The 19237-nt window shown below is 62.6% G+C and carries 19 protein-coding genes; 8 read left to right on the top strand and 11 right to left on the bottom strand.

The features are described 5' to 3' along the window. Positions 1-56: 56 nt before the first annotated feature. From QCE49_RS30355 to QCE49_RS30345, 3 genes are all read left to right on the top strand, one after another. Positions 57-566 carry a DUF1269 domain-containing protein gene (locus tag QCE49_RS30355; protein WP_175979480.1) on the top strand — a complete coding sequence of 170 codons (510 nt, stop codon included), beginning with the start codon at positions 57-59 and terminating at the stop codon, positions 564-566. Between the two features lie 232 nt (positions 567-798). Then, entirely contained in the window at positions 799-1563 is a 765-nt protein-coding gene (locus QCE49_RS30350; RefSeq protein WP_175979479.1) for a ParA family protein, read from the top strand. A 197-nt stretch (positions 1564-1760) separates the two neighbouring features. Beyond that, positions 1761-2663, top strand: a complete 903-nt coding sequence (locus tag QCE49_RS30345) for a LysR family transcriptional regulator (protein ID WP_250456875.1) — start codon at positions 1761-1763, stop codon at positions 2661-2663. Between the two features lie 3 nt (positions 2664-2666). Here QCE49_RS30345 and QCE49_RS30340 read toward each other — a convergent pair whose 3' ends face one another. The 3 genes from QCE49_RS30340 to QCE49_RS30330 form a co-directional block, all read right to left on the bottom strand. Then, a complete protein-coding gene (locus tag QCE49_RS30340; RefSeq protein WP_008353004.1) occupies positions 2667-2831 on the bottom strand; it encodes an FmdB family zinc ribbon protein in 165 nt (54 codons plus the stop codon). Positions 2832-2913: 82 nt separating this feature from the next. Continuing rightward, complete coding sequence (locus tag QCE49_RS30335; protein WP_250435972.1) at positions 2914-3726, bottom strand: mechanosensitive ion channel family protein; 813 nt, start codon at positions 3724-3726, stop codon at positions 2914-2916. 158 nt (positions 3727-3884) lie between these two features. Next, complete coding sequence (locus QCE49_RS30330) at positions 3885-4415, bottom strand: Lrp/AsnC family transcriptional regulator (RefSeq protein ID WP_008353006.1); 531 nt, start codon at positions 4413-4415, stop codon at positions 3885-3887. Positions 4416-4554: 139 nt separating this feature from the next. Here QCE49_RS30330 and mdeB point away from each other — a divergent pair, with 139 nt between their 5' ends. Then, on the top strand, positions 4555-7263 hold the full coding sequence (gene mdeB, locus QCE49_RS30325) for an alpha-ketoglutarate dehydrogenase (protein ID WP_250456860.1): 2709 nt from the start codon (positions 4555-4557) through the stop codon (positions 7261-7263). Here the strand turns inward: mdeB and QCE49_RS30320 are convergent. Further along, positions 7260-7910 carry a phosphoribosyltransferase gene (locus tag QCE49_RS30320; protein ID WP_034471932.1) on the bottom strand — a complete coding sequence of 217 codons (651 nt, stop codon included), beginning with the start codon at positions 7908-7910 and terminating at the stop codon, positions 7260-7262. The two genes, mdeB and QCE49_RS30320, sit on opposite strands and share 4 nt — an antisense overlap. Positions 7911-7923: 13 nt before the next feature. Then, positions 7924-8718: a crotonase/enoyl-CoA hydratase family protein gene (locus QCE49_RS30315; RefSeq protein ID WP_250456859.1), complete on the bottom strand. Its 795-nt coding sequence runs from the start codon at positions 8716-8718 to the stop codon at positions 7924-7926. Positions 8719-9031: 313 nt separating this feature from the next. On the opposite strand from QCE49_RS30315, the gene QCE49_RS30310 reads away from it, so the two are divergent. Beyond that, on the top strand, positions 9032-10234 hold the full coding sequence (locus tag QCE49_RS30310; protein WP_008353013.1) for an ammonium transporter: 1203 nt from the start codon (positions 9032-9034) through the stop codon (positions 10232-10234). A 197-nt stretch (positions 10235-10431) separates the two neighbouring features. Beyond that, positions 10432-12627 (top strand): hybrid sensor histidine kinase/response regulator, encoded by a 2196-nt coding sequence (locus tag QCE49_RS30305; RefSeq protein WP_250456858.1) that lies wholly within the window; start codon positions 10432-10434, stop codon positions 12625-12627. A 27-nt stretch (positions 12628-12654) separates the two neighbouring features. On the opposite strand, the gene QCE49_RS30300 is transcribed toward QCE49_RS30305, so the two are convergent. From QCE49_RS30300 to QCE49_RS30290, 3 genes are read right to left on the bottom strand one after another with little or no spacing between them, the layout of a single operon-like run. Further along, positions 12655-13122 carry a hypothetical protein gene (locus tag QCE49_RS30300; RefSeq protein WP_250456857.1) on the bottom strand — a complete coding sequence of 156 codons (468 nt, stop codon included), beginning with the start codon at positions 13120-13122 and terminating at the stop codon, positions 12655-12657. Further along, positions 13123-14442 (bottom strand): PQQ-dependent sugar dehydrogenase, encoded by a 1320-nt coding sequence (locus tag QCE49_RS30295; protein WP_409017583.1) that lies wholly within the window; start codon positions 14440-14442, stop codon positions 13123-13125. It abuts the gene before it with no gap. Positions 14443-14464: 22 nt separating this feature from the next. Further along, the gene (locus QCE49_RS30290; RefSeq protein ID WP_250456856.1) at positions 14465-14632 is read right to left on the bottom strand and encodes a hypothetical protein; all 168 of its coding nucleotides are present in this window, start codon (positions 14630-14632) and stop codon (positions 14465-14467) included. A 177-nt stretch (positions 14633-14809) separates the two neighbouring features. Here QCE49_RS30290 and QCE49_RS30285 point away from each other — a divergent pair, with 177 nt between their 5' ends. Continuing rightward, positions 14810-14971, top strand: coding sequence for a hypothetical protein (locus QCE49_RS30285; RefSeq protein ID WP_167561849.1), 162 nt, complete (start codon positions 14810-14812; stop codon positions 14969-14971). 66 nt (positions 14972-15037) lie between these two features. Here QCE49_RS30285 and QCE49_RS30280 read toward each other — a convergent pair whose 3' ends face one another. The 3 genes from QCE49_RS30280 to QCE49_RS30270 are packed head-to-tail and all read right to left on the bottom strand — an operon-like array spanning position 15038 to position 17625. After that, complete coding sequence (locus QCE49_RS30280) at positions 15038-15418, bottom strand: DUF3175 domain-containing protein (protein WP_250435960.1); 381 nt, start codon at positions 15416-15418, stop codon at positions 15038-15040. A gap of 16 nt (positions 15419-15434) precedes the next feature. Further along, positions 15435-16052: a UdgX family uracil-DNA binding protein gene (locus QCE49_RS30275; protein WP_250456855.1), complete on the bottom strand. Its 618-nt coding sequence runs from the start codon at positions 16050-16052 to the stop codon at positions 15435-15437. 10 nt (positions 16053-16062) lie between these two features. Continuing rightward, complete coding sequence (locus tag QCE49_RS30270; RefSeq protein ID WP_250456854.1) at positions 16063-17625, bottom strand: FAD-dependent oxidoreductase; 1563 nt, start codon at positions 17623-17625, stop codon at positions 16063-16065. Between the two features lie 201 nt (positions 17626-17826). Here QCE49_RS30270 and QCE49_RS30265 point away from each other — a divergent pair, with 201 nt between their 5' ends. Beyond that, on the top strand, positions 17827-19233 hold the full coding sequence (locus QCE49_RS30265; protein ID WP_250456853.1) for a cytochrome c peroxidase: 1407 nt from the start codon (positions 17827-17829) through the stop codon (positions 19231-19233). Positions 19234-19237: the final 4 nt, after the last annotated feature.

Here is a 19237-nt window from a genome sequence, read left to right as displayed (position 1 = left end):
GTTCCTGTGCGCGTCGTCTATATTGGATTCATGACGCTCCGATATGGAGGTGCGAGATGAGGCGCATCTATTTTCTGCTGCCGAGTGTGGCGAGCGCGAAGGGGATCATCGACGAATTGCTGCTGAAGCGAATCGAATGGCGGCATATCCATGTGCTTGCGCGGCCTCATGAACCGCTGGAGGATTTGCCTCAAGCGACACTCGTTCAACGCACCGATCTCTTGCCTGCGCTTGCTCGCGGAACGGCTGCAGGAGGCGTGACGGGCGCGCTCGCCGGACTTGTTGCGATGGCATTTCCGCCTGCGGGTTTGACGATTGCCGGCGGCGCGGTCGTTTGCATGACGCTGGCGAGCATGGGCTTCGGCGCATGGGCCGCGACGATGATCGGCGTGGGCATTCCCAATACGCGCTTGCGGCGGTTCGAGCAGGCGATCGACGATGGCGAATTGCTGATGATGGTCGATGTGCCGAAGGATCGTGTCGAGGAGATCGAGGCGCTGGTGAAGAGTCATCATCCGGAGGCCGATGTCGAAGGGGCCGATCCTACGATTCCGGCTTTTCCTTGATTTTTTCGCTTTCGCCGGATCCCGTTTTCTTAGTGGTCTATTAGCACAGGGGCAGTGCTAATAGACCGACACGAATACGGGATCCAGCGACACCTCCCGAACAAACGAACAAAAACCCAAAGCCAAAAACCGCAACCATATTGATGCGATAAGATCACATCCCTGGAACCGCTCAACCCCAGCCAGAACGCTCAAAGAAACGAGCGTTCACAAACCCAGGAAGAAAAACCCGATGCGCCGTGTGGTCTTCAATCAAAAGGGTGGCGTAGGCAAGTCCACCATCGTCTGCAATCTCGCCGCGATCAGCGCTTCCCGGGGCCTGCGCACACTCGTCATCGACCTCGATCCGCAGGGCAATGCAAGCCAGTACCTGCTAGGCGAACAAGCCCGCGATGCACAGCCGAATCTCGCAAGCTTCTTCGAATCCGCATTGAGCTATAGCTTTCGCGAACCGGCGTTCGAGTCCTTCATTCATGCAACGCCATTCGAGAATCTCGACATCGTGCCGTCGCATCCGAATCTCGAAGCGCTGCAAAGCAAGCTCGAATCGCGCTACAAGATCTATAAGCTGCGCGACGCATTGAAGGGACTGCAACACTACGACGCCGTCTATATCGACACGCCGCCCGCGCTCAACTTCTTCACGCGCTCCGCATTGATCGCCGTGGAGCGCTGTCTGATTCCATTCGATTGCGACGACTTCTCGCGCCGCGCGCTCTATTCGGTGCTCGATAACGTGCAGGAGATCCGCCACGATCACAATCCGGATCTGAGCGTCGAAGGCATCGTCATCAATCAGTTTCAGCCGCGCGCAAGCCTGCCCCAGCAACTCGTCGAGGAACTACGCGGCGAAGATTTGCCTGTGCTCAATTCGCATCTGTCGCTCTCCGTGAAAATCCGCGAGAGCCATCAGCACGCGCGGCCGATGATCTATCTCGAACCGCGTCACAAGCTCGCGCAGGAATACGTCGCGCTGCACGAGGAACTGAACGGCTGACGCGCCGCACTACACGAGAGCGGGTAAGTCGGGAATAAATCGGCATCACGCACGTTCTTGCAGAAGACAGGCGCAATCCGTCGCGCCTTCTTTTTCGCCAGAACATGAATATGACCACCGTTCCATCGCAGGCTTCGCACGGGTCTCTCACGGCGACTTCGTCCGGGGCGCCTCCATCGACAGAAAGTCTTTCCGGCATGGTCGCGTTCGTGCGCGCCGCCGAGTCGGGCAGCTTCGTCGCGGCAGGGCGCGCGCTCGGATTGTCGGCTTCGGCAGTAGGCAAGAGCGTGATGCGGCTCGAAGCGAAGCTCGGCGTGCAACTGCTCAATCGCACGACGCGCAGGATCGGCCTCACGCACGAAGGCGCACGTTTCTTCGCGCGCTGCAAACGCATGCTCGCCGATCTCGAAGAAGCAGAGAACGAGCTGTTCCATTCGACGTCGTCGCCGCGCGGACGCCTGCGCATCAGCGCGCCGTCGCTCGGCACGCGGCTATTGATGCCGCTCGTGCCGGACTTCAGGCGGCGCTATCCGGACATCGAACTGGATATCGAATTCAGCGATCGCGTAGTCGATGTCACGCAGGAAGGGTATGACGCGGTGATCCGCACAGGGCGTCTCGCCGATTCGCAATTGCTCGCGCGCCCGCTCACGCAATACGGTCCGGTCGTGATTGGCTCGCCCGCATACTTCGCGGGTCATGGCGAGCCCGCGACGCCCGGCGATCTCGATGGCCATGCGTGCATCCGCTTCCGTTCTCCGGCGAGCGGCCGTCCCGAGCCCTGGCGGCTCGCGCGTGACGATCACACGTTCGCAATCGATCCGCACGCGACGCTCACGTTCAACGACATGGAAGCCGTGCTCGCAGCCTGCATCTCCGGATTGGGGCTCGCGTGCGTGCCGGATTTCGTCGCGAAGAGCGCGATGGACGGCGGCATGCTGCGCGCGGTGCTCGGCGCACACATGCGTACGGAAGGCGTGTTTCAGATTCTATGGCCGCCGAGCCGTCACGAAGCGCCGCGCTTGCGCGCGTTCATCGATCACGTCGCGCAACGTCTGGGCGGCCTGCCGTCGCACGAAGTGCGGTTTCGCGCGGCTTGAAGTTCAGCTTTTCTTCGTGGTCTTCGCGACGAACGGCGCCGGTGCGTGCGCGACCTTCTCGCTGCCGCACTTCGGGCATTTGAGTTGCACCGTTGCATGCTCGACGATGTGCTCCGCGTGCTCGAAGGTCTCGCCGCAATCCTGACAACGGTATTGATAAGTCGGCATGGCATCCTCCCGCGCGCGACCGGTGATCCGGCGCAAGGCACGCCGGTTCCACTCATTCTAGTTCAGCATTCGCGCGTGAAAATCAGTTGACGACGCGGCGCACGAGCGGCGTTTCCGGCGTCGGATAGCCGGCTTGCCTGAACGTTTCGATGATCGCGCGATTGGTGTCGAAATAGACCTGCCAATAGTCGTTGGTATTGGTGTAAGGCCGCACGCACAGAAGCGGTCCTTCCGGCGTGAACGACAGCACTTCGACATCGGGCGGCGGCGTGGTCGCCACGTTCGGTATCTTCGCGACGGCTTCCTTCAGACGCGCGATGGCATCGAGCGGATCGACGCCATTCGCGATCTTCGCGCTCAGTTCGACGCGCCGATGCGGCAGCAAGCTGAAATTCCAGATCGTGTCGGAGAAGATCTTGTTATTGCCGATGATGGCCGCGACGTTGTCGGGCGTCGTGATGGTCGTTCCGAAAAGACCAAGCTCAGTGACGGTGCCGGTCACGCCGCCCGCGGTCACGAAATCGCCCACTTTGAAAGGCCGCAACACCTGCATGAACACGCCTGCCGCGAAGTGCGCGAGCAGCCCGCCCCATGCCGTGCCGATAGCGAGACCGAGACCCGCGAGCAACGCCGCGAAAGACGTCGTCTGCACGCCAAAAATCTGCAGAATCGCGAGTACGAGCAGCAGATTGAGAATGACGCCGACGATGGAGCCGAGATAATGCGCGAGCGTGGGATCGACGCGGCCGTTGCGCGAAAGAAGCTTGCGCATCGTGCTCGTGACGAGACCGATCAGCCAGCGCCCGATGATCCACAGCGCGATCGCGCCGATCACCATGATCGCGAAATCGACGCCGCGCGTCATGATGAATACACGTACGGTTTCGATGTTCATGTCTTTCTCGCGTGCGTGGTAATTCGTCGGAGAACACGTCAAGCCGGGAAAACATGCCGCACAGGCCACACGAGTTATAGGCGATGCACCGCGTCATCGCAAGAATTACAGGAATGTTTAGTGCTGTCGGAAGGATCGACCGCTCGTTGCACTATCCATCAGGTCCATTCTGCCTCGTCGGCATTCTGATCGGGCAGGGTCAATCCCGAGGCGGGCAACGGCAGCGCGGTTTTATAGCGCACCTGTTTGAGCGCAAAGCTCGAACGAATGTTGGAAACGCCTGGCATCTTCGTGAGCCGTTCCAGGATGAAGCGCTCCAGCGCGGCGACGTCTGGCAATACGACGCGCAACAGGTAATCGGCATCGCCCGTCATCAGATAACACTCCATCACTTCGGGCCGCTCGCTGATCGCTTGCTCGAAACGGGCAAGCGCATCCTTGATCTGCTTTTCCAGACTGACCTGAATGAAGACGTTGATGGAAAGCCCGAGCGCTTCCGGATTCAGCAAGGTGACGTGCTGCTTGAAAAGGCCCGCCTTCTCCAGCGCGCGCACGCGGTTGAAGCAGGGCGTCGGCGAAAGATTGACGGCGCGGGCGAGTTCCGAATTGGTGATGCGCGCGTTTTGCTGTAGCTCATTCAATATGCCAATGTCGATGCGGTCGAGGCGCTGCTTCGAGTGTGCTGTCATAGTCGAAAGATTCTGGTTTTTGGCGTTTCCGAAGAATAAACACACTACAGCAAAGCGAGAAGGCAGCCAAATGAGACGCACATTCTGCGCATCATTGGATATGCTTGAGCGTATTCTCTAGCCAACGCGGAGTCGCGCCATGACGGACTTGTCGAGCGGTACCACCCAGCTTCTTTCCATTGCCAAGGGACGCGAGGACATCGATCCCGGCGAGACCGCCGAATGGCTGGAGGCGCTCGATGCGGTCGTCGAACACGTAGGCAAGGATCGCGCGCAGTATCTTTTCGACCGGCTCGCGGAGCACGCGCTGTCGGTCGGCGTCGAATCGGCGCGGGCGCGCGCGACGCCTTATGCGAATACGATTCCCGTGGCGCAGCAACAGCCTTATCCCGGCAATCTCGACATCGAGGAAAAGCTCGCCGCGGTGTTGCGCTGGAATGCACTCGCGATGGTCGTGCGCGCGAATCGGGCTTATGGCGAACTCGGCGGCCATATCGCAAGTTATGCATCGGCGGCGGATCTTTTCGAGGTCGGCTTCAATCACTTCTTTGAAGCCGCGAATGAAACGCATGGCGGCGATATCGTCTACTTTCAGCCGCATTCGTCGCCGGGCGTCTATGCGCGCGCGTTTCTCGAAGGCTTTCTCGGCGAAGAACATCTGAAGCATTATCGGCGCGAGATCGCGGGACCGGGCTTGTGCTCTTATCCGCATCCCTGGCTGATGCCGGATTTCTGGCAGTTCCCCACTGGGTCGATGGGCATCGGTCCTATCAATTCCATTTATCAAGCGCGCTTCATGCGCTATTTGCAGAACCGCAATCTCAAGAACACGGAAGGCCGCAAGGTCTGGGGCTTCTTCGGCGATGGCGAAATGGACGAGCCGGAATCGATCGGCGCGCTGTCGCTCGCAGCGCGCGAGCAGCTCGATAACCTCGTGTTCGTCATCAACTGCAATCTGCAGCGGCTCGATGGCCCTGTGCGCAGCAACGGGCGCATCGTCGATGAACTCGAAGCGCAATTCACCGGCGCGGGCTGGAACGTCATCAAGGTCTTGTGGGGCTCGGACTGGGACGCGCTGTTCGCGCGCGATCGCTCCAATGCATTGCTGCGCGCATTTGCGCATACCGTCGACGGCCAATTCCAGACTTTCTCGGCGAATGACGGCCGCTATAACCGCGAGCGCTTCTTCGGGCAGAATCCGGAACTCGCGGCGCTCGTCGCGCATATGTCGGATGAAGATATCGACCGTTTGCGCCGTGGCGGTCACGACGTGCGCAAGCTCCACGCCGCTTATGCGAAGGCGCTTTCGCACAAGGGCCAGCCGACGGTGATTCTCGCGAAGACGATGAAGGGCTTCGGCATGGGCGCGGTGGGGCAGGGCCGCATGACGACGCATCAACAGAAGAAGCTCGATCTCGACGATCTCAAGCAGTTCCGCGATCGTTTCCGCCTGCCGCTCTCCGATAACGATGTCGAGCAGCTCAAGTTCTACAAGCCCGCGGATGACGCGCCCGAAATGCGCTATCTGCACGAGCGTCGTGCGGCGTTGGGCGGTTATCTGCCGCGACGGCGCGCGAAGGCTTCGCTTGGCATCACGCCGCCCGCGCTCGCTACGTGGGGCCAGTTCGCGCTCGACGCATCAGCGAAGGAAATGTCCACGACGATGGCTTTCGTCCGCATGCTCGGCAGCTTGCTGAAGGACAAGACGCTCGGACCGCGCGTCGTCCCTGTGGTCGCGGACGAGGCGCGCACGTTCGGCATGGCGAATCTCTTCAGGCAAGTGGGCATCTATTCGCCGCTCGGCCAGTTATACGAGCCGGAAGACATGGGCTCGATGCTCTATTACCGCGAGGACACGCGCGGGCAGATTCTCGAAGAAGGCATTTCGGAGGCGGGCGCAGTGTCGTCGTGGATCGCGGCGGCGACTTCATACAGCGTGCACGATCTGCCGATGCTGCCGTTCTACATCTATTACTCGATGTTCGGTTTTCAGCGCATCGGCGATCTGATTTTCGCGGCCGCGGATCAGCGTTCGCGCGGCTTTCTCATCGGCGCGACGGCGGGCCGCACGACGCTCGGCGGCGAAGGCTTGCAGCATCAGGACGGCACGAGCCATCTCTCTGCATCGACGGTTCCGAACTGCCGCGCTTACGATCCCGCGTTCGCGTACGAAGTCGCGGCTATCGTCGATGAAGGCATGCAGGAGATGATGGAACGCCAGAACGACGTGTTCTATTACATCACGGTGACGAATGAAAACTACGCGCAGCCTTCCGCGCCCGGCAGTGCGCTGAATGCGTCCACGCGCGAAGGCATTTTGCGCGGCATCTATCGCATCGGCGGCGATGCCAATGCGCAAGTGCAATTGCTCGGCTCGGGCGCGATCCTCAACGAAGCGATCGCCGCGCGCATGATGCTCAAAGACGACTGGAACATCGACGCCGCCGTGTGGAGCGTGACGAGCTTCACGGAGCTTCATCGCGATGGCGCGTCATGCGAGCGCGCGGCGCGCCTCTCCGACGACGATGCGAGCGTGCCCTTCGTCACGCGCGCGCTCGAATCATCGCGCGGGCCGGTGATCGCGGCGACGGACTATGTGCGCGCGGTGCCCGAACTGATTCGCGCGTATGTGCCGCGCCGTTACGTCACGCTCGGCACCGATGGCTTCGGCCGCAGCGATACGCGTCAATCGTTGCGTGAGTTCTTCGAAGTGGATCGCGTATCGATCGTCATCGCCGCGCTGAAATCGCTCGTGGACGAAGGCGTCATCGAGAAGCAGTCGTTGAAGGCCGCGCGTGAAAAATACGGCAAGACGCAGGAATCGCACGACGCGCCCTGGCTGCGCTAAACATCCTTGCGGGCCGCATCGAGCAACTCGCGCACTTCGTCGTCGCTCGTCTGATCGAAGTCGATGTAGAACTGCCCGACGCCGAAGTATCGATGCGGCCGCATCACGCAGACGAATTCATCGACGATATCTTCCACGCGCGCTTCCGAATCGAGCGGCGCAACGGGCAGCGCCGCGACGATCTTCGACGGGCGCGCATGACGCAAGGACATCGCCGCGGCCTTCATCGTTGCGCCGGTCGCCATGCCGTCATCGACGACGATCGCCACGCGTCCGTTCATATCGAGCGGCGGCATGTCGCCGCGATACAGCGCCTCGCGCCGCTCGAGCTCGGCGCGCTCCATCGCGATCACGCGATCGAGTTCGTCTTTCCCGACGCCTGCATATTCCACGATGCGCTCGTCGAGAAAGAACGCATCGCCGGATGCGATCGCGCCCATCGCGAGTTCCGGCTGCACCGGCACGCCGAGCTTGCGCACGACGAGCACATCGAGCCGTGCGCGCAATGCACGTGCGACTTCGTATGCCACGGGCACGCCGCCGCGCGGCAATGCGAGCACGGTGACGTCGTCACGGTCCGCATACGCGCCGAGATGCTGCGCGAGCTCGCGGCCCGCTTCCCTACGGTTCTCGAACACTGAGTTCATGTCGCTCGTCCTTTCAGTCCCGATGTCTTGCGATGAAACGCGTCGCGCCTTCGAGACCTTCATCGAACACCGCGCGATATCCGCTCGCGCCTTCGCGCTGCAAGGCGCGGCCCAGGTCGGCTTCGAACGCGTTGTCGTGCGCGGAGCATAAGTCGGCGCGCAACGCGGCCTGCGGCAGCGCGGCCAGTTCCCATGCGAGCGCTTCGGCGACATTGCGCGCTTCGCCCGCCGGCGCAATGCGATTCACAAGGCCGATAGCGAGCGCTTCGTCAGCATCGACGGCGCGGCCAGTGAGGATCAGATCGAGCGCGCGCGACATGCCGATGAGACGCGGCAGCCGTATCGTGCCGCCATCGATGAGCGGCACGCCGACGCGTCTGCAGAACACGCCCAGCACCGCGTGTTCCTCGACGACGCGCAGGTCGCACCACGCGGCAAGCTCGAGTCCGCCCGCGACCGCATGACCGGCGATGGCGGCGATCACGGGTTTGTGCAGCGCGAGCCGCGTCGGTCCCATCGGGCCGGGGCCGCTGCCGTCGGCATGGATCTCGTTGCGGCGCGCGTCATCGTTGAGTGCGGACAGATCAGCGCCCGCGCAGAACGTGCCGCCCGCGCCCCATAGCACGGCGACGGATAACGCATCGTCGGCATCGAAGCGCTCGAACGCCTCTCGCAATGCGTCGGCCATGGAACGATCGACGGCATTGCGACGCGCGGGCCGATCGAGCACGACCGTGACGACACGCGGATCGCGCTCATGCGATTCCATGCGTACGTGCTCGCCAAATCGTTCGATGCGTGAGGTCATGGCCACTCCGTTTTGCACGCGACCAGTCTTCAGAATACTCGCCGCGCAACGCGAACGTGCATCGCATCGCGTGCTTGCGATAAGCCTACGACGTCCCTTCGCATCGAAATATTTGGCTCTTGCGCGGTGCATTCAATGCCATGCAACGGGGCACTGCACCAAGATCGGGCGCACCGAAAAAGTTAGCGTCGCGGCCTGTTGCACCATGCCAATCCGCGCTGCGCAAAGCGTCTGCACCGTTTGGATGCCGTCTGCGCCAAGTTGGCCCGGAACTTGCAAAACGTGCGCCTCTTTCAGACCAATCGCTCGAATCATGCAGGCACTCCAATCCGGAACCGACACTCTTTTTCTGCTGTTAGGCGCCGCGATGGTGCTTGCGATGCACGCAGGTTTCGCCTTTCTCGAACTCGGCACCGTGCGCCGCGAGAATCAAGTGAATGCGCTCGTGAAGATCCTCGTGGACTTCGCCGTATCGACGCTTGCGTACTTCTTCATCGGCTACAACATCGCGTACGGCGTGCAGTTCATGCACAGCGCCGATATCCTCGCGCAGCACAACGGCTATGCGCTCGTGCGCTTCTTCTTTCTGCTGACCTTCGCCGCGGCGATTCCGGCGATCGTGTCGGGCGGCATTGCGGAGCGCTCCAAGTTCAATCCGCAACTGTTCGCGACCTGCGTGATCGTCGGCTTCATTTATCCCTTACTGGAAGGCGTCGCGTGGAACGAGCGTTTCGGCATTCAGGCGTGGCTGACGCACGCGTTCGGCGCGCCGTTTCATGATTTCGCCGGCTCGGTCGTCGTGCATGCGTTCGGCGGCTGGGTCGCGTTGCCCGCCGTGCTGCTGCTCGGGCCGCGTCACGGGCGTTATCACAAGGACGGGCGCATCGCCGCGCATCCGCCGTCGAGCATTCCGTTTCTCGCGCTCGGCGCGTGGGTGCTTGCGGTCGGCTGGTTCGGCTTCAATGTGATGAGCGCGCAGACCGTCGACAAGATCAGCGGCCTCGTCGCCGTCAACTCGCTGATGGCGATGGTCGGCGGCACGCTCGCCGCATGGTTCGCGGGCCGCAACGATCCGGGCTTCACGTATAACGGGCCGCTCGCGGGTCTCGTCGCGGTATGCGCGGGCTCGGACCTCATGCATCCGCTCGGCGCGCTGATCGTCGGCGCGGTCGCGGGCGTGCTTTTCGTACAGATGTTCACCTGCGTGCAGAACCGCTGGCGCATCGACGACGTGCTCGGCGTGTGGCCGCTGCACGGCATGTGCGGCGCGTGGGGTGGCATCGCGGCGGGCGTGTTCGGGCAGAAGGCGTTCGGCGGCATCGGCGGTGTATCGATCGGGTCGCAGCTCATCGGCACGGCGGGCGCCGTCGTGCTCGCGCTCGCGGGCGGTGCGCTCGTGTATGGCGCCATCAAGATGACAGTGGGCCTGCGGCTCGATCGCGAAGAAGAGTTCAATGGCGCCGATCTCGCGATTCATCGCATATCCGCGACGCCCGATCGCGAAATGGCCGGCTGAAGCCGACGCTCGCGCCGGGTCCACAAGCCCTGCGACGAGTGGCCAGGCATGCGCCTGGCTAAATCAGAAGAAAGGCCGCCGGCGACCGATGCACTCGCCGCGTTTAAAGAGAATGCCGGCGTTTTCTTCATTCTTCATACCGCTCCGACTCCTCGCCGGTTACGATATGCCGGTCGACTTCCTCGGAGACGCAACGCTTGGACTCCACAGAGACCGCGACATTCGATCTGCCGCTGCCTGCCCGCCATTTCGCATCGATGCGCAAGGTGCTGCTGCTCGTATTGGGCGCATCCATCGTCATTCCGGTCGCGTGCCTTTGCATCTACGGCTACTACGATCATCAGCGCCGCTTCGCCGATGCGCGGGAACTCACGGAACGCCTCACGCGCGTCGCCGACGAGCACGCGCTGAAAGTGATCGACCTCAATCAGCAACTGGAGACGCGCATCGTCGATCTGCTCGGCGATAGCGACGACGCGCTCATCAAGAGCCGCGAAGCGGAGCTGCATCGCACGCTCGACGACATGAGCGGCACGCTCGCGCAAATCGCGGCGATCTCCGTGTTCGGCGAGAAAGGCGCGCTGCTCGCCAATAGCCGGTGGTATCCCGCGCCCGCGATATCGATCGAGGATCGCGACGATTTTCAGTCCGCGCGTGCGGTGGCGCCCGTCACGTACTTTTCGTTGCCCTTGCGCGGCAAGGTGGCGCGCTCGGATGTCTTCACGACGACGATGGGACGCATCGGCCGAAACGGGAAGTTTCTGGGCGTCGTGTCGATTGCGTTGAAGCGCGACTACCTCACCGACTTTTATCGCGAACTCGCGGCGGGCGACAAGGCGGTCGTCATCGGGCTTTATCGGCGCGACGGCAATATCCTCGCGCGCTTTCCGGCCGCCATGGAGAGCAGGCAACCCGCGACCAATACACCCTTTACCGCCGCGTTTCGCAACAACGAGCTTTACGGCAGCATGCGTCTTCGTTCGACCGTTGATCACGTCGATCGCTTGCTCGCGTTCAGACGCGTGGGCGACTATCCGCTCTATGTGTCGACGGGCTATGCGGCCTCCGCTGTTCTCGCTCGCTGGCGCAATCACCTTGCGCTCGTCGCGACGATCGCGCTCGTGCCGTGCATCGCGGTGTGGCTGCTGATCCTGTTCTCGATCCGCCGGCTCAATGCCGAGCAGGCCGCATGGGAACGCTGGCAGGCCGAAGTCGCGACGCGCCTTTCCGTCGAGGCGTCGAGCCGGCAATTGCGGCGCATGGGCGCGCTCGGCAATCTCGTCGCGAACGTCGCGCACGACTTCAACAATCTGCTGATGGTCGTCGGCTCGAACATGGAGCTTGCCCGACACAAGCGCTTCAACGACGTCGAAAGCGAAGTGCTCGCGGTGGAACGTGCCACGGCCGGGGCCGAATCGCTCGCGCGGCGGCTGATGAGCGTCGCGCGCAAGCAGCCGCTGAAACGCGAGCTCGTCGATCCCGCCGACTGGCTGCGAAGCGTGCTCGATCTCGTGAAGAAATCGGTGCATCCGTCCGTCGCGGTGACGCTGGAGTTATCGCCCGATCTGTGGCGCGTCATGGCCGATCGGGTCGAACTGGAGATCGCGCTCGTGAACGTCGCGGTAAATGCGAGCGATGCGATGCCGCACGGCGGGCGCGTGCTGATCCGTTGCCAGAACGCGCGCGTGCGCGGCGCGGAAACGGATATTCCCGATGGCGAATACGTGCTCGTCTCGATCACCGACAACGGCGAAGGCATGACCGAGCAAGTGCAGCGCCGCGCGTTCGAGCCGCTCTTCACGACGAAGCAGCGCGGCGCGGGCACGGGCCTCGGCCTCACGCAGGTGCTCGCCGCGTGCGAGCAGGCGGGCGGCACGGCGCGCATCACGAGCGTGGCGGGATCGGGCACGACCGTGCGCCTCTATTTGCCGCGCCATCATGGTCCGGCACCGAAGGAATCGAAGGCCTATGTGCCGCCCGATGTCGAGACGCCGCCGATCGTGCCCTTATCCGATGAAGAAGACCAGCCGTTGCGCGGCACGTCGGTGCTGCTCGTGGAAGACAACGCGGATGTCGCGGCGGGCGTGACGGCGGTGCTCGAAGTGCTCGGCTGCGCGGTGCATCACGAAGAAAGCGCCGATGCCGCGTTCGCGCTATTGGGCGAAGGTTATGGATTCGATCTCGTGTTGTCGGATGTGCAGATGCCGGGCCGCATGAACGGCATCGATCTGGCCGAGCAGATCATGTCGCGTTTGCCATCGCAGAAGCTCGTGCTGATGACGGGTTATGCCGATGAACTCGAACGCGCGAAGCATCTCGGCGTGCCCATTCTCGCGAAGCCATTCGACATGGACGATCTGCTCGATCTCATCGCGCCGGGCGTGCCGCATTGATCGCGACCGGCGCGTGCCGTGATGCCGCTACTTGCGCACGGCACGCGCGCCGACGAGCGGATTGAACGCCGCGCGCTTCGGCTCGGCTTCTTCTTCCGTGCTCTTCTTCGCGGCGCGCGCCTTCGCGCGCGGCGGCGATGGGTCGCCGCCCAGTTGAGTCAGGAGATCTTCGTCGTCCTCGGCTTGCGCTTCGTCCTCTTGCGTCTCGCGCGCGCCGCCCGCGAGATGTTCGACCACGGAGATGAAGTCCTTGCGTGCGTTCTTCAACGCACGTCCCGGCATCATCACGAGCACGACGGCTTCGTGCACCGTATGGCCATCGACGGTTTTCAGCGTGCCATCTTCGTTCCAGTCGATGCTGCTATTCGCGTAAGCCGCGACGACGTGATGCAGCACCGCAGGCGACATCACGCCCGCATCGTAAAGCCCGACGATCTGCTTTTCCGCGAGCGCGAAGAGACCTGGCGCGCCGCGTGCCGACTTTCGCGCGGCCATTTATTTCGCGGCGGGCGCGACCCGCCACACCGTATTGCCGATATCGTCGGCGACGAGCAATGCGCCTTTGCCATCGATCGCCACGCCGACAGGACGGCCGAGCGCATGACCATCCGACGACAGAAAGCCCGTCAGAATATCTTCGGGCGGTCCTGAAGGCTTGCCATTGTCGAAGGGCACGAAGATAACCTTGTAGCCACTTCTCGGCTTGCGATTCCACGAACCATGCTGACCGATGAACGCGCCATTTCGATAGCGTTGCGCAAATGCGGTGCCGTCATAAAACGCGAGACCGAGCGAAGCGGTGTGCGCGCCGATCGCATAGTCCGGCGCGATCGCCGATTGCACGAGATCCGCGCGTTGCGGCTTCACGCGATCATCGACATGCTGACCGTAATAGCTGTATGGCCAGCCATAGAAAGCGCCGTCTTTCACGGAGGTCAGATAGTCCGGCACGAGGTCGTTGCCGAGTTCGTCGCGCTCGTTGACCACGGTCCAGAGCGCGCCGCTCTGCGGCTGCCACGCCATGCCGTTCGGATTGCGCAAGCCCGTCGCGAAGAGGCGCGACTGCTTCGATTCGATATCGACTTCCATGATCGCCGCGCGGCCGTTCTCCGCGTCGATGCAGTTCTCCGCCACATTGCTGTTCGAGCCGACCGTCACGTAGAGCTTCCTTCCGTCGCGGCTCGCGATGATGTTCTTCGTCCAGTGATGGTTGATATCGCCGGCAGGCAAGTCGATGAACTTCTCGCCCGGCGTCGTGATTTGCGTCGTGCCGTTTTCGTACTTGAAGCGCAGGATCGCGTCGGTATCCGCGACGTAGAGATCGTCGCCGACGAGCGCCATGCCGAACGGCGAATGCAGCTTGTCGATGAACACGCTGCGCGTTTCAGCGATTCCGTCGCCATCGGCATCGCGCAGCAGCATGATGCGGTCCGGGCTTGGAACGGCCGCGCCCGCGCGCTTCATCACCTTCTTCATGACGAAGCCTTTGATGCCGGCGTTTTCGTCGTGCTTCGCGGGCGCATTGCTTTCGGCGACGAGCACGTCGCCATTGGGCAGCGTCGCAAGCCAGCGCGGATGTTCGAGCCCCGTGCCGAACGCGGTCACATCGAAACCCTCGGGCGCGATGGGTTTTTGTCCCTGCGCCCAAGGTTTGGCAGGCGCGATGTTCACCGTCGGCATCATCGCTCTGCGCGGTGCGGGCAGCGTCGGGTTCGGGCCAAAGTCGTTCGCGTAATCGTCGGCGATGGCCGCGCCGCTCGCGAGCAACAACGCGAGCGCGACCGTGCCTGCCAGATGGCTCGGATGCGTTTTCAAACGTGACTCCTGAAACGTCGATTCAACCGCCGCCGATGCCTTGCGTCACCTTGCCCGTTCCGCCGCACATCTTGCAGTCGGCGCCTTCGAACTTGCCCGAGCCGTTGCAGTCCGGACAGATGTCTTCGCCGGTACCGGGCACGCCGGGCTCGGCTTCATCGCCGGGATTGAGAGGAGGTTCTTGCGCCATTGCTGTCTCCTTTGAGCGGGTCGCATCGTCTTTTAGCGGGAGCAAGAGACGTTCCTCGTGACGTTGCGAAGCGCCCGCATAATGTGGACGTCCGTTCTGGTACGCGCGATGCTCGCACTATCGTGCGGCGCAAGCCGCGGCTTTTAACCTACGCGATGACTTAGCCAGGAGGGCTTCATGAGCGGAAATCAAAAGCAAACGGGCAATCAGCCATCGACGCCCAAGCAGCACGGCCAGCAAGACCGGTCGCCGGGGCAACCGCAACAGGATCAGCAGAGCGGTCAGCAGCAGCAGAATCAGCCGTTGCCACAGCATCAGGGCGGTCAGCGGCAACCCTGATCTTCATGGAGAAGCGGTAGCCACGCAACGCGCGCGGCCTCGTTCCGACGAGGCCGCGCGGACGTTTCAGGGCTTGCGTCCGAACGCTTCGCGCAAGCGTTTTTTCGCGCGTTCCAGCGTGCTCTTGCGCGACTTCGGCAGATTGCGCCCCGCGCGATTGATGTAGAAGTTCAGCATCGACATTGCCGATTGAAACGGCGAGCCCTTGCGGCGGGTGCTGCGCGTCGACGAGCGCTTGAGCGAATCGGCGATCTCCTGCGCGTTGCCGGTCTTGAAGATGTCGCGCTGAATATCCATTGCATCGCTCGTTTCCATCACATGATGCGACCAGCGATGCGTCGTGCGCTCCGGCTTCTTGCGGACGCTCGCAAGCGAATGCCGCTGGCGCGTGCTGGGCCGCTTGCCGCTATTCTTCTTTTTCGCTGCTGACTTTGCGCTCGTTGTCATAGTCATTCCCTCAACGCTATTTCCGATGACGCGCGACGAGCCGATGTGCATCGCGCAACGCTTCGACGATTGCCTTGTATGCACGCTCGCGTGTCTCCGGATCGGGCGCGCGCAACGCGAACGAAGGATGATAGGTCGCGACGATCGCATGTCCCTCGTGTTCGAGCGCGTGCCCCATCGAGGCCTGCAGGGTCGCCTTCGAATCGCGCAACACGGACTTGAGCGCAGTCGAGCCGAGCGCGACGATCACTTGCGGCGCAACATCGCCTGTCTCGCGATCGAGCCAGTAATGGCAGGCATCGATCTCGCGCTGCGCAGGCGTCTTGTGCAGACGCCGCTTGCCGCGCGGTTCCCACTTGAAGTGCTTGACCGCGTTCGTTACATACACCTCCTTGCGCGCGACGCCCGCTTCTTCGAGCGCGCGATCGAGCATCGCGCCGGCAGGCCCGACGAACGGCTTGCCCTGCAAGTCTTCCTGATCGCCCGGCTGCTCGCCGACGATCATGATCGGGGCATGACGCGGACCGTTGCCCGGCACCGCTTGCGTCGCGTGTTCCCAGAGCGCGCAACGCCGGCATTCGTCGAGCGATGCGGGCGTCTGTTGCGGGTCGATATCGGCGCGTTTCGTGGCCATGTTCGCGCGCTCAGGCGTTGGCGATGCGACGTGCGTCTTCGAGCGTGAGCGGCTCGCGCATCGCTTCGGCGAGACGGCACACGGCGGCGTCGTGTTCGCACGCGACCACCGCGCCCACGCGTCCATCCTTCATCAGATACGCGATGAAATGCTGCGCTTCGAGATCGCCGTCTATTTCGATGCTGTCGGGCTCGCTGACATGTCCAAGATAGTCGAAGGTCTTCTCGTAGTGATAGGTCCAGAAGTAAGGAACGCCGACATACGTGCGTGCGCTGCCCGCCATGTTGTACGCGGCGACGCGCGCATGTTGCTGCGCGACACGCCAATGCTCGATGCGCACGCGCTGGTCCGAGCGCGGCAACGGAAAGCGCGCGATATCGCCGGCGGCATAGAGCGCGGGCGCGGCGAGCATGGACGTGTCCACATCGATGCCGCCATCGTCCGCGAGCTCGACGTCCGCAAGAAACGACGTGGCGGGATCGACGCCCGTGCCCGCGAGCACGACATCGGCTGCGATCTTCTCGCCGGAATCGAGGATCACTTCGCTTACCGCGTTGCCGCCCCTGAATGTGCTTACGCGTGCATTCATATGAAACGTCACGCCGTTCTTCTCGTGCAGCTTTCTGAACATCTCGCCGATGCGCTCGCCGAACTGCTTCGCGAACGGCACCTTGCCCGGCGCGACGATGGTCACGTCGACGTTTCGCTTCCTCAGACATGAAGCCGCCTCGAGCCCGATGAAACTCGCACCGACGATCACCGCGCGCTTGTGCTGTTCGAGCGATCCGAGGATCGCACGCGCATCGTCGCGAGTGCGCAGCAGATGTACATGCGCGAGGTTTGCGCCGGGCATCGTGAGCGGCTTCGGCACGCCGCCGGTGCAGACGAGCGCGGCGTCGTAATCGATCTTGTGTCCGTTTGCGAGTTCGACGCGCCGGTTCTTCGCGTCGAGATGAACGGCAGGCGATTCGTTGCGTTCGATGTCGTGCTTCGCGAAGAAATCGTCGTCGAGCAGGGGCGGAACGTCGTCGGGTGGCATGTCGCCCGCGAGCGTGAACTTGCTGAGCGAGGTGCGATCGTACGGCTCGCGCGCGTCGCCGCCGACCAACACGATGCGTCCGCCGAAACCGGCTTCGCGCAACGCCGAGCAAGCGGCCGCGCCCGCCGCGCCCGCGCCCACGATGAGCATGGTCCGGTTATCGTTGGTCTGCTTCTGCGATACGTCGCCGCTCTCCATGGGTTGCGCGGACACATACACATCGCCGTCCTTGAGCATCGCTTCATAGCGCGTCAACGCCTTCAAAGGCGGCGGCTCGACGAGACTGCCGTCGCCGACATCGAACGTGCCTTTGTGCCACGGACACACGATGCGTCCGTTGCAAATCGCGCCTTCGTCGAGCGGTCCGCCCGCATGCGGGCATTTGGCGGTGTACGCGCGCACATTCTCTCCGTCGCGCACGAGGAGGATCGGAATGTCCTTCGCGTCCTTGTCTTCGCTCTTGACGCACACGCGCGTGCCGCGCCCGGCGGACAGATCCGCGAAACGCGCGACTTTATGCAGGGTGGGGGGCATCGCACTCTCCGGTGGTCATCGAATGAGCGGGAAGCAATAAACGGTCCTCGACGCTCATGCGACGCCATGGCGCACGGCATTCGACGCCACGCATCAAGCGCGACAAGTTGTCCGGGAAAGAACGTTGACGGCTCTCAACCACGATTCCGGCCGCGTTCGTTAGCATCGCTAGCCAACTAATTCGAAAGCTAGAGCCAGTCGATGTCAAACATGTTGAAGAAGTCGTTGTTAGCGGTCGCGGGGGTCTTCATTGCAGGATATCTGGGCATGTCGGGTTATGCGTATCTGCACGACACGGCGTATGCGAGCAAGGCCGCAGAAGGACCGGTGTCGTCGGCGCAAGCGGGTTCCATTCGCAACGTGCTGAACCGCAACGCATGCTATTACTGCCATTCGACGAAGGCCGAATTGCCGTCGTATTCGACATGGCCTGGCATCGCGCAGTTATCGAAGCATGACGTCGAGAAAGGGCTGCGTCATTTCCGTATCGACGCGCTGTACAACGCTCTCGAAGACGGCACGCCCGCGCCTGAAGCCGATATCGCCAAGCTCGAAACAGTCGTGAAAGACGGCACGATGCCGCCCGCTGCGTTCCGCGCCGTGCACTGGAGCACGGGCCTGACGCAGGATGATCGCGACATGCTGCTCGAATGGATCGCCGATGTCCGCAAAGCGAACTATGCGACGCACGGCGTAAGCGACGAATTCGCGAACGAGCCGGTGCAGCCCTTGCCGGCATCGCTGCCCGTCGATGCGCGCAAGGTCGCGCTCGGCATGCGCCTGTTCCACGATCCGCGCCTGTCGTCTGACAATTCGATCTCGTGTGCGAGCTGTCATGGCCTCGGAACCGGCGGCGTCGACAACCGCAAGCTATCGCTCGGCGTGGGCGGTCAACTCGGCGGCGTGAACGCGCCGACCGTATTCAACGCGGCGCTGAATCACGCGCAGTTCTGGGACGGACGTGCCGCGACGCTGCAGGATCAGGCGGGCGGGCCGCCGCTGAATCCGGTCGAGATGGCTTCGGTTTCGTGGGATCAGATCATCGGGAAGCTGAACAAGGATGCGGAGTTCACGCGCGCCTTCACGAGTGTGTATGAACGCGGCTGGTCGGGCGACGACATCACGGACGCCATCGGCGAATTCGAAAAGACCTTGCTCACGCCGAGCCGTTTCGACGCCTATCTTCGCGGCGACAAGACCGCACTCAACGAGCAGGAATTGCGCGGCTATCAGCTATTCAAGGCGAACCGTTGCGCGACCTGTCACGTCGGCGCGAATCTCGGCGGCCAGTCGTATGAACGGATGGGACTCGCCGGCGATTACTTCGCGGCGCGCGGCGTTGCATTGACGGATGCGGACAAAGGCCGCGCGAACGTGACACGCGATCCGGGCGATCTGCATCGCTTCAAGGTGCCGGGACTGCGCAACGTTGCGCTGACCGCGCCGTATTTCCACGACGGCAACGTGAACGACCTGCATCAGGCCGTTCGCGACATGGCGAAGTACGAAGTGGGAACGAAGCTATCGGAAGCGGATGTCGAGTCGATCGTCGCGTTCCTCAAGGCACTCACGGGAACCTATACGCCGCTGACGGCGAGCACGCAGTAAGCCG

It is taken from the genome of Caballeronia sp. LZ008 (genome assembly GCF_031451435.1).
In the GTDB taxonomy this organism is placed as follows: domain Bacteria; phylum Pseudomonadota; class Gammaproteobacteria; order Burkholderiales; family Burkholderiaceae; genus Caballeronia; species Caballeronia zhejiangensis.
Note: the sequence above shows the minus strand (reverse complement) of the source record. Positions and strands in the feature narration are given on the sequence as shown.

Coding starts and splice junctions, on each gene's coding strand:
- QCE49_RS30355 (WP_175979480.1), top strand. CDS start 57: ATGAGGCGCATCTATTTTCTGCTGCCGAGTGTGGCGAGCGCGAAGGGG.
- QCE49_RS30350 (WP_175979479.1), top strand. CDS start 799: ATGCGCCGTGTGGTCTTCAATCAAAAGGGTGGCGTAGGCAAGTCCACC.
- QCE49_RS30345 (WP_250456875.1), top strand. CDS start 1,761: ATGGTCGCGTTCGTGCGCGCCGCCGAGTCGGGCAGCTTCGTCGCGGCA.
- QCE49_RS30340 (WP_008353004.1), bottom strand. CDS start 2,831: ATGCCGACTTATCAATACCGTTGTCAGGATTGCGGCGAGACCTTCGAG.
- QCE49_RS30335 (WP_250435972.1), bottom strand. CDS start 3,726: ATGAACATCGAAACCGTACGTGTATTCATCATGACGCGCGGCGTCGAT.
- QCE49_RS30330 (WP_008353006.1), bottom strand. CDS start 4,415: ATGACAGCACACTCGAAGCAGCGCCTCGACCGCATCGACATTGGCATA.
- mdeB (WP_250456860.1), top strand. CDS start 4,555: ATGACGGACTTGTCGAGCGGTACCACCCAGCTTCTTTCCATTGCCAAG.
- QCE49_RS30320 (WP_034471932.1), bottom strand. CDS start 7,910: ATGAACTCAGTGTTCGAGAACCGTAGGGAAGCGGGCCGCGAGCTCGCG.
- QCE49_RS30315 (WP_250456859.1), bottom strand. CDS start 8,718: ATGACCTCACGCATCGAACGATTTGGCGAGCACGTACGCATGGAATCG.
- QCE49_RS30310 (WP_008353013.1), top strand. CDS start 9,032: ATGCAGGCACTCCAATCCGGAACCGACACTCTTTTTCTGCTGTTAGGC.
- QCE49_RS30300 (WP_250456857.1), bottom strand. CDS start 13,122: ATGGCCGCGCGAAAGTCGGCACGCGGCGCGCCAGGTCTCTTCGCGCTC.
- QCE49_RS30290 (WP_250456856.1), bottom strand. CDS start 14,632: ATGGCGCAAGAACCTCCTCTCAATCCCGGCGATGAAGCCGAGCCCGGC.
- QCE49_RS30285 (WP_167561849.1), top strand. CDS start 14,810: ATGAGCGGAAATCAAAAGCAAACGGGCAATCAGCCATCGACGCCCAAG.
- QCE49_RS30280 (WP_250435960.1), bottom strand. CDS start 15,418: ATGACAACGAGCGCAAAGTCAGCAGCGAAAAAGAAGAATAGCGGCAAG.
- QCE49_RS30275 (WP_250456855.1), bottom strand. CDS start 16,052: ATGGCCACGAAACGCGCCGATATCGACCCGCAACAGACGCCCGCATCG.
- QCE49_RS30270 (WP_250456854.1), bottom strand. CDS start 17,625: ATGCCCCCCACCCTGCATAAAGTCGCGCGTTTCGCGGATCTGTCCGCC.
- QCE49_RS30265 (WP_250456853.1), top strand. CDS start 17,827: ATGTCAAACATGTTGAAGAAGTCGTTGTTAGCGGTCGCGGGGGTCTTC.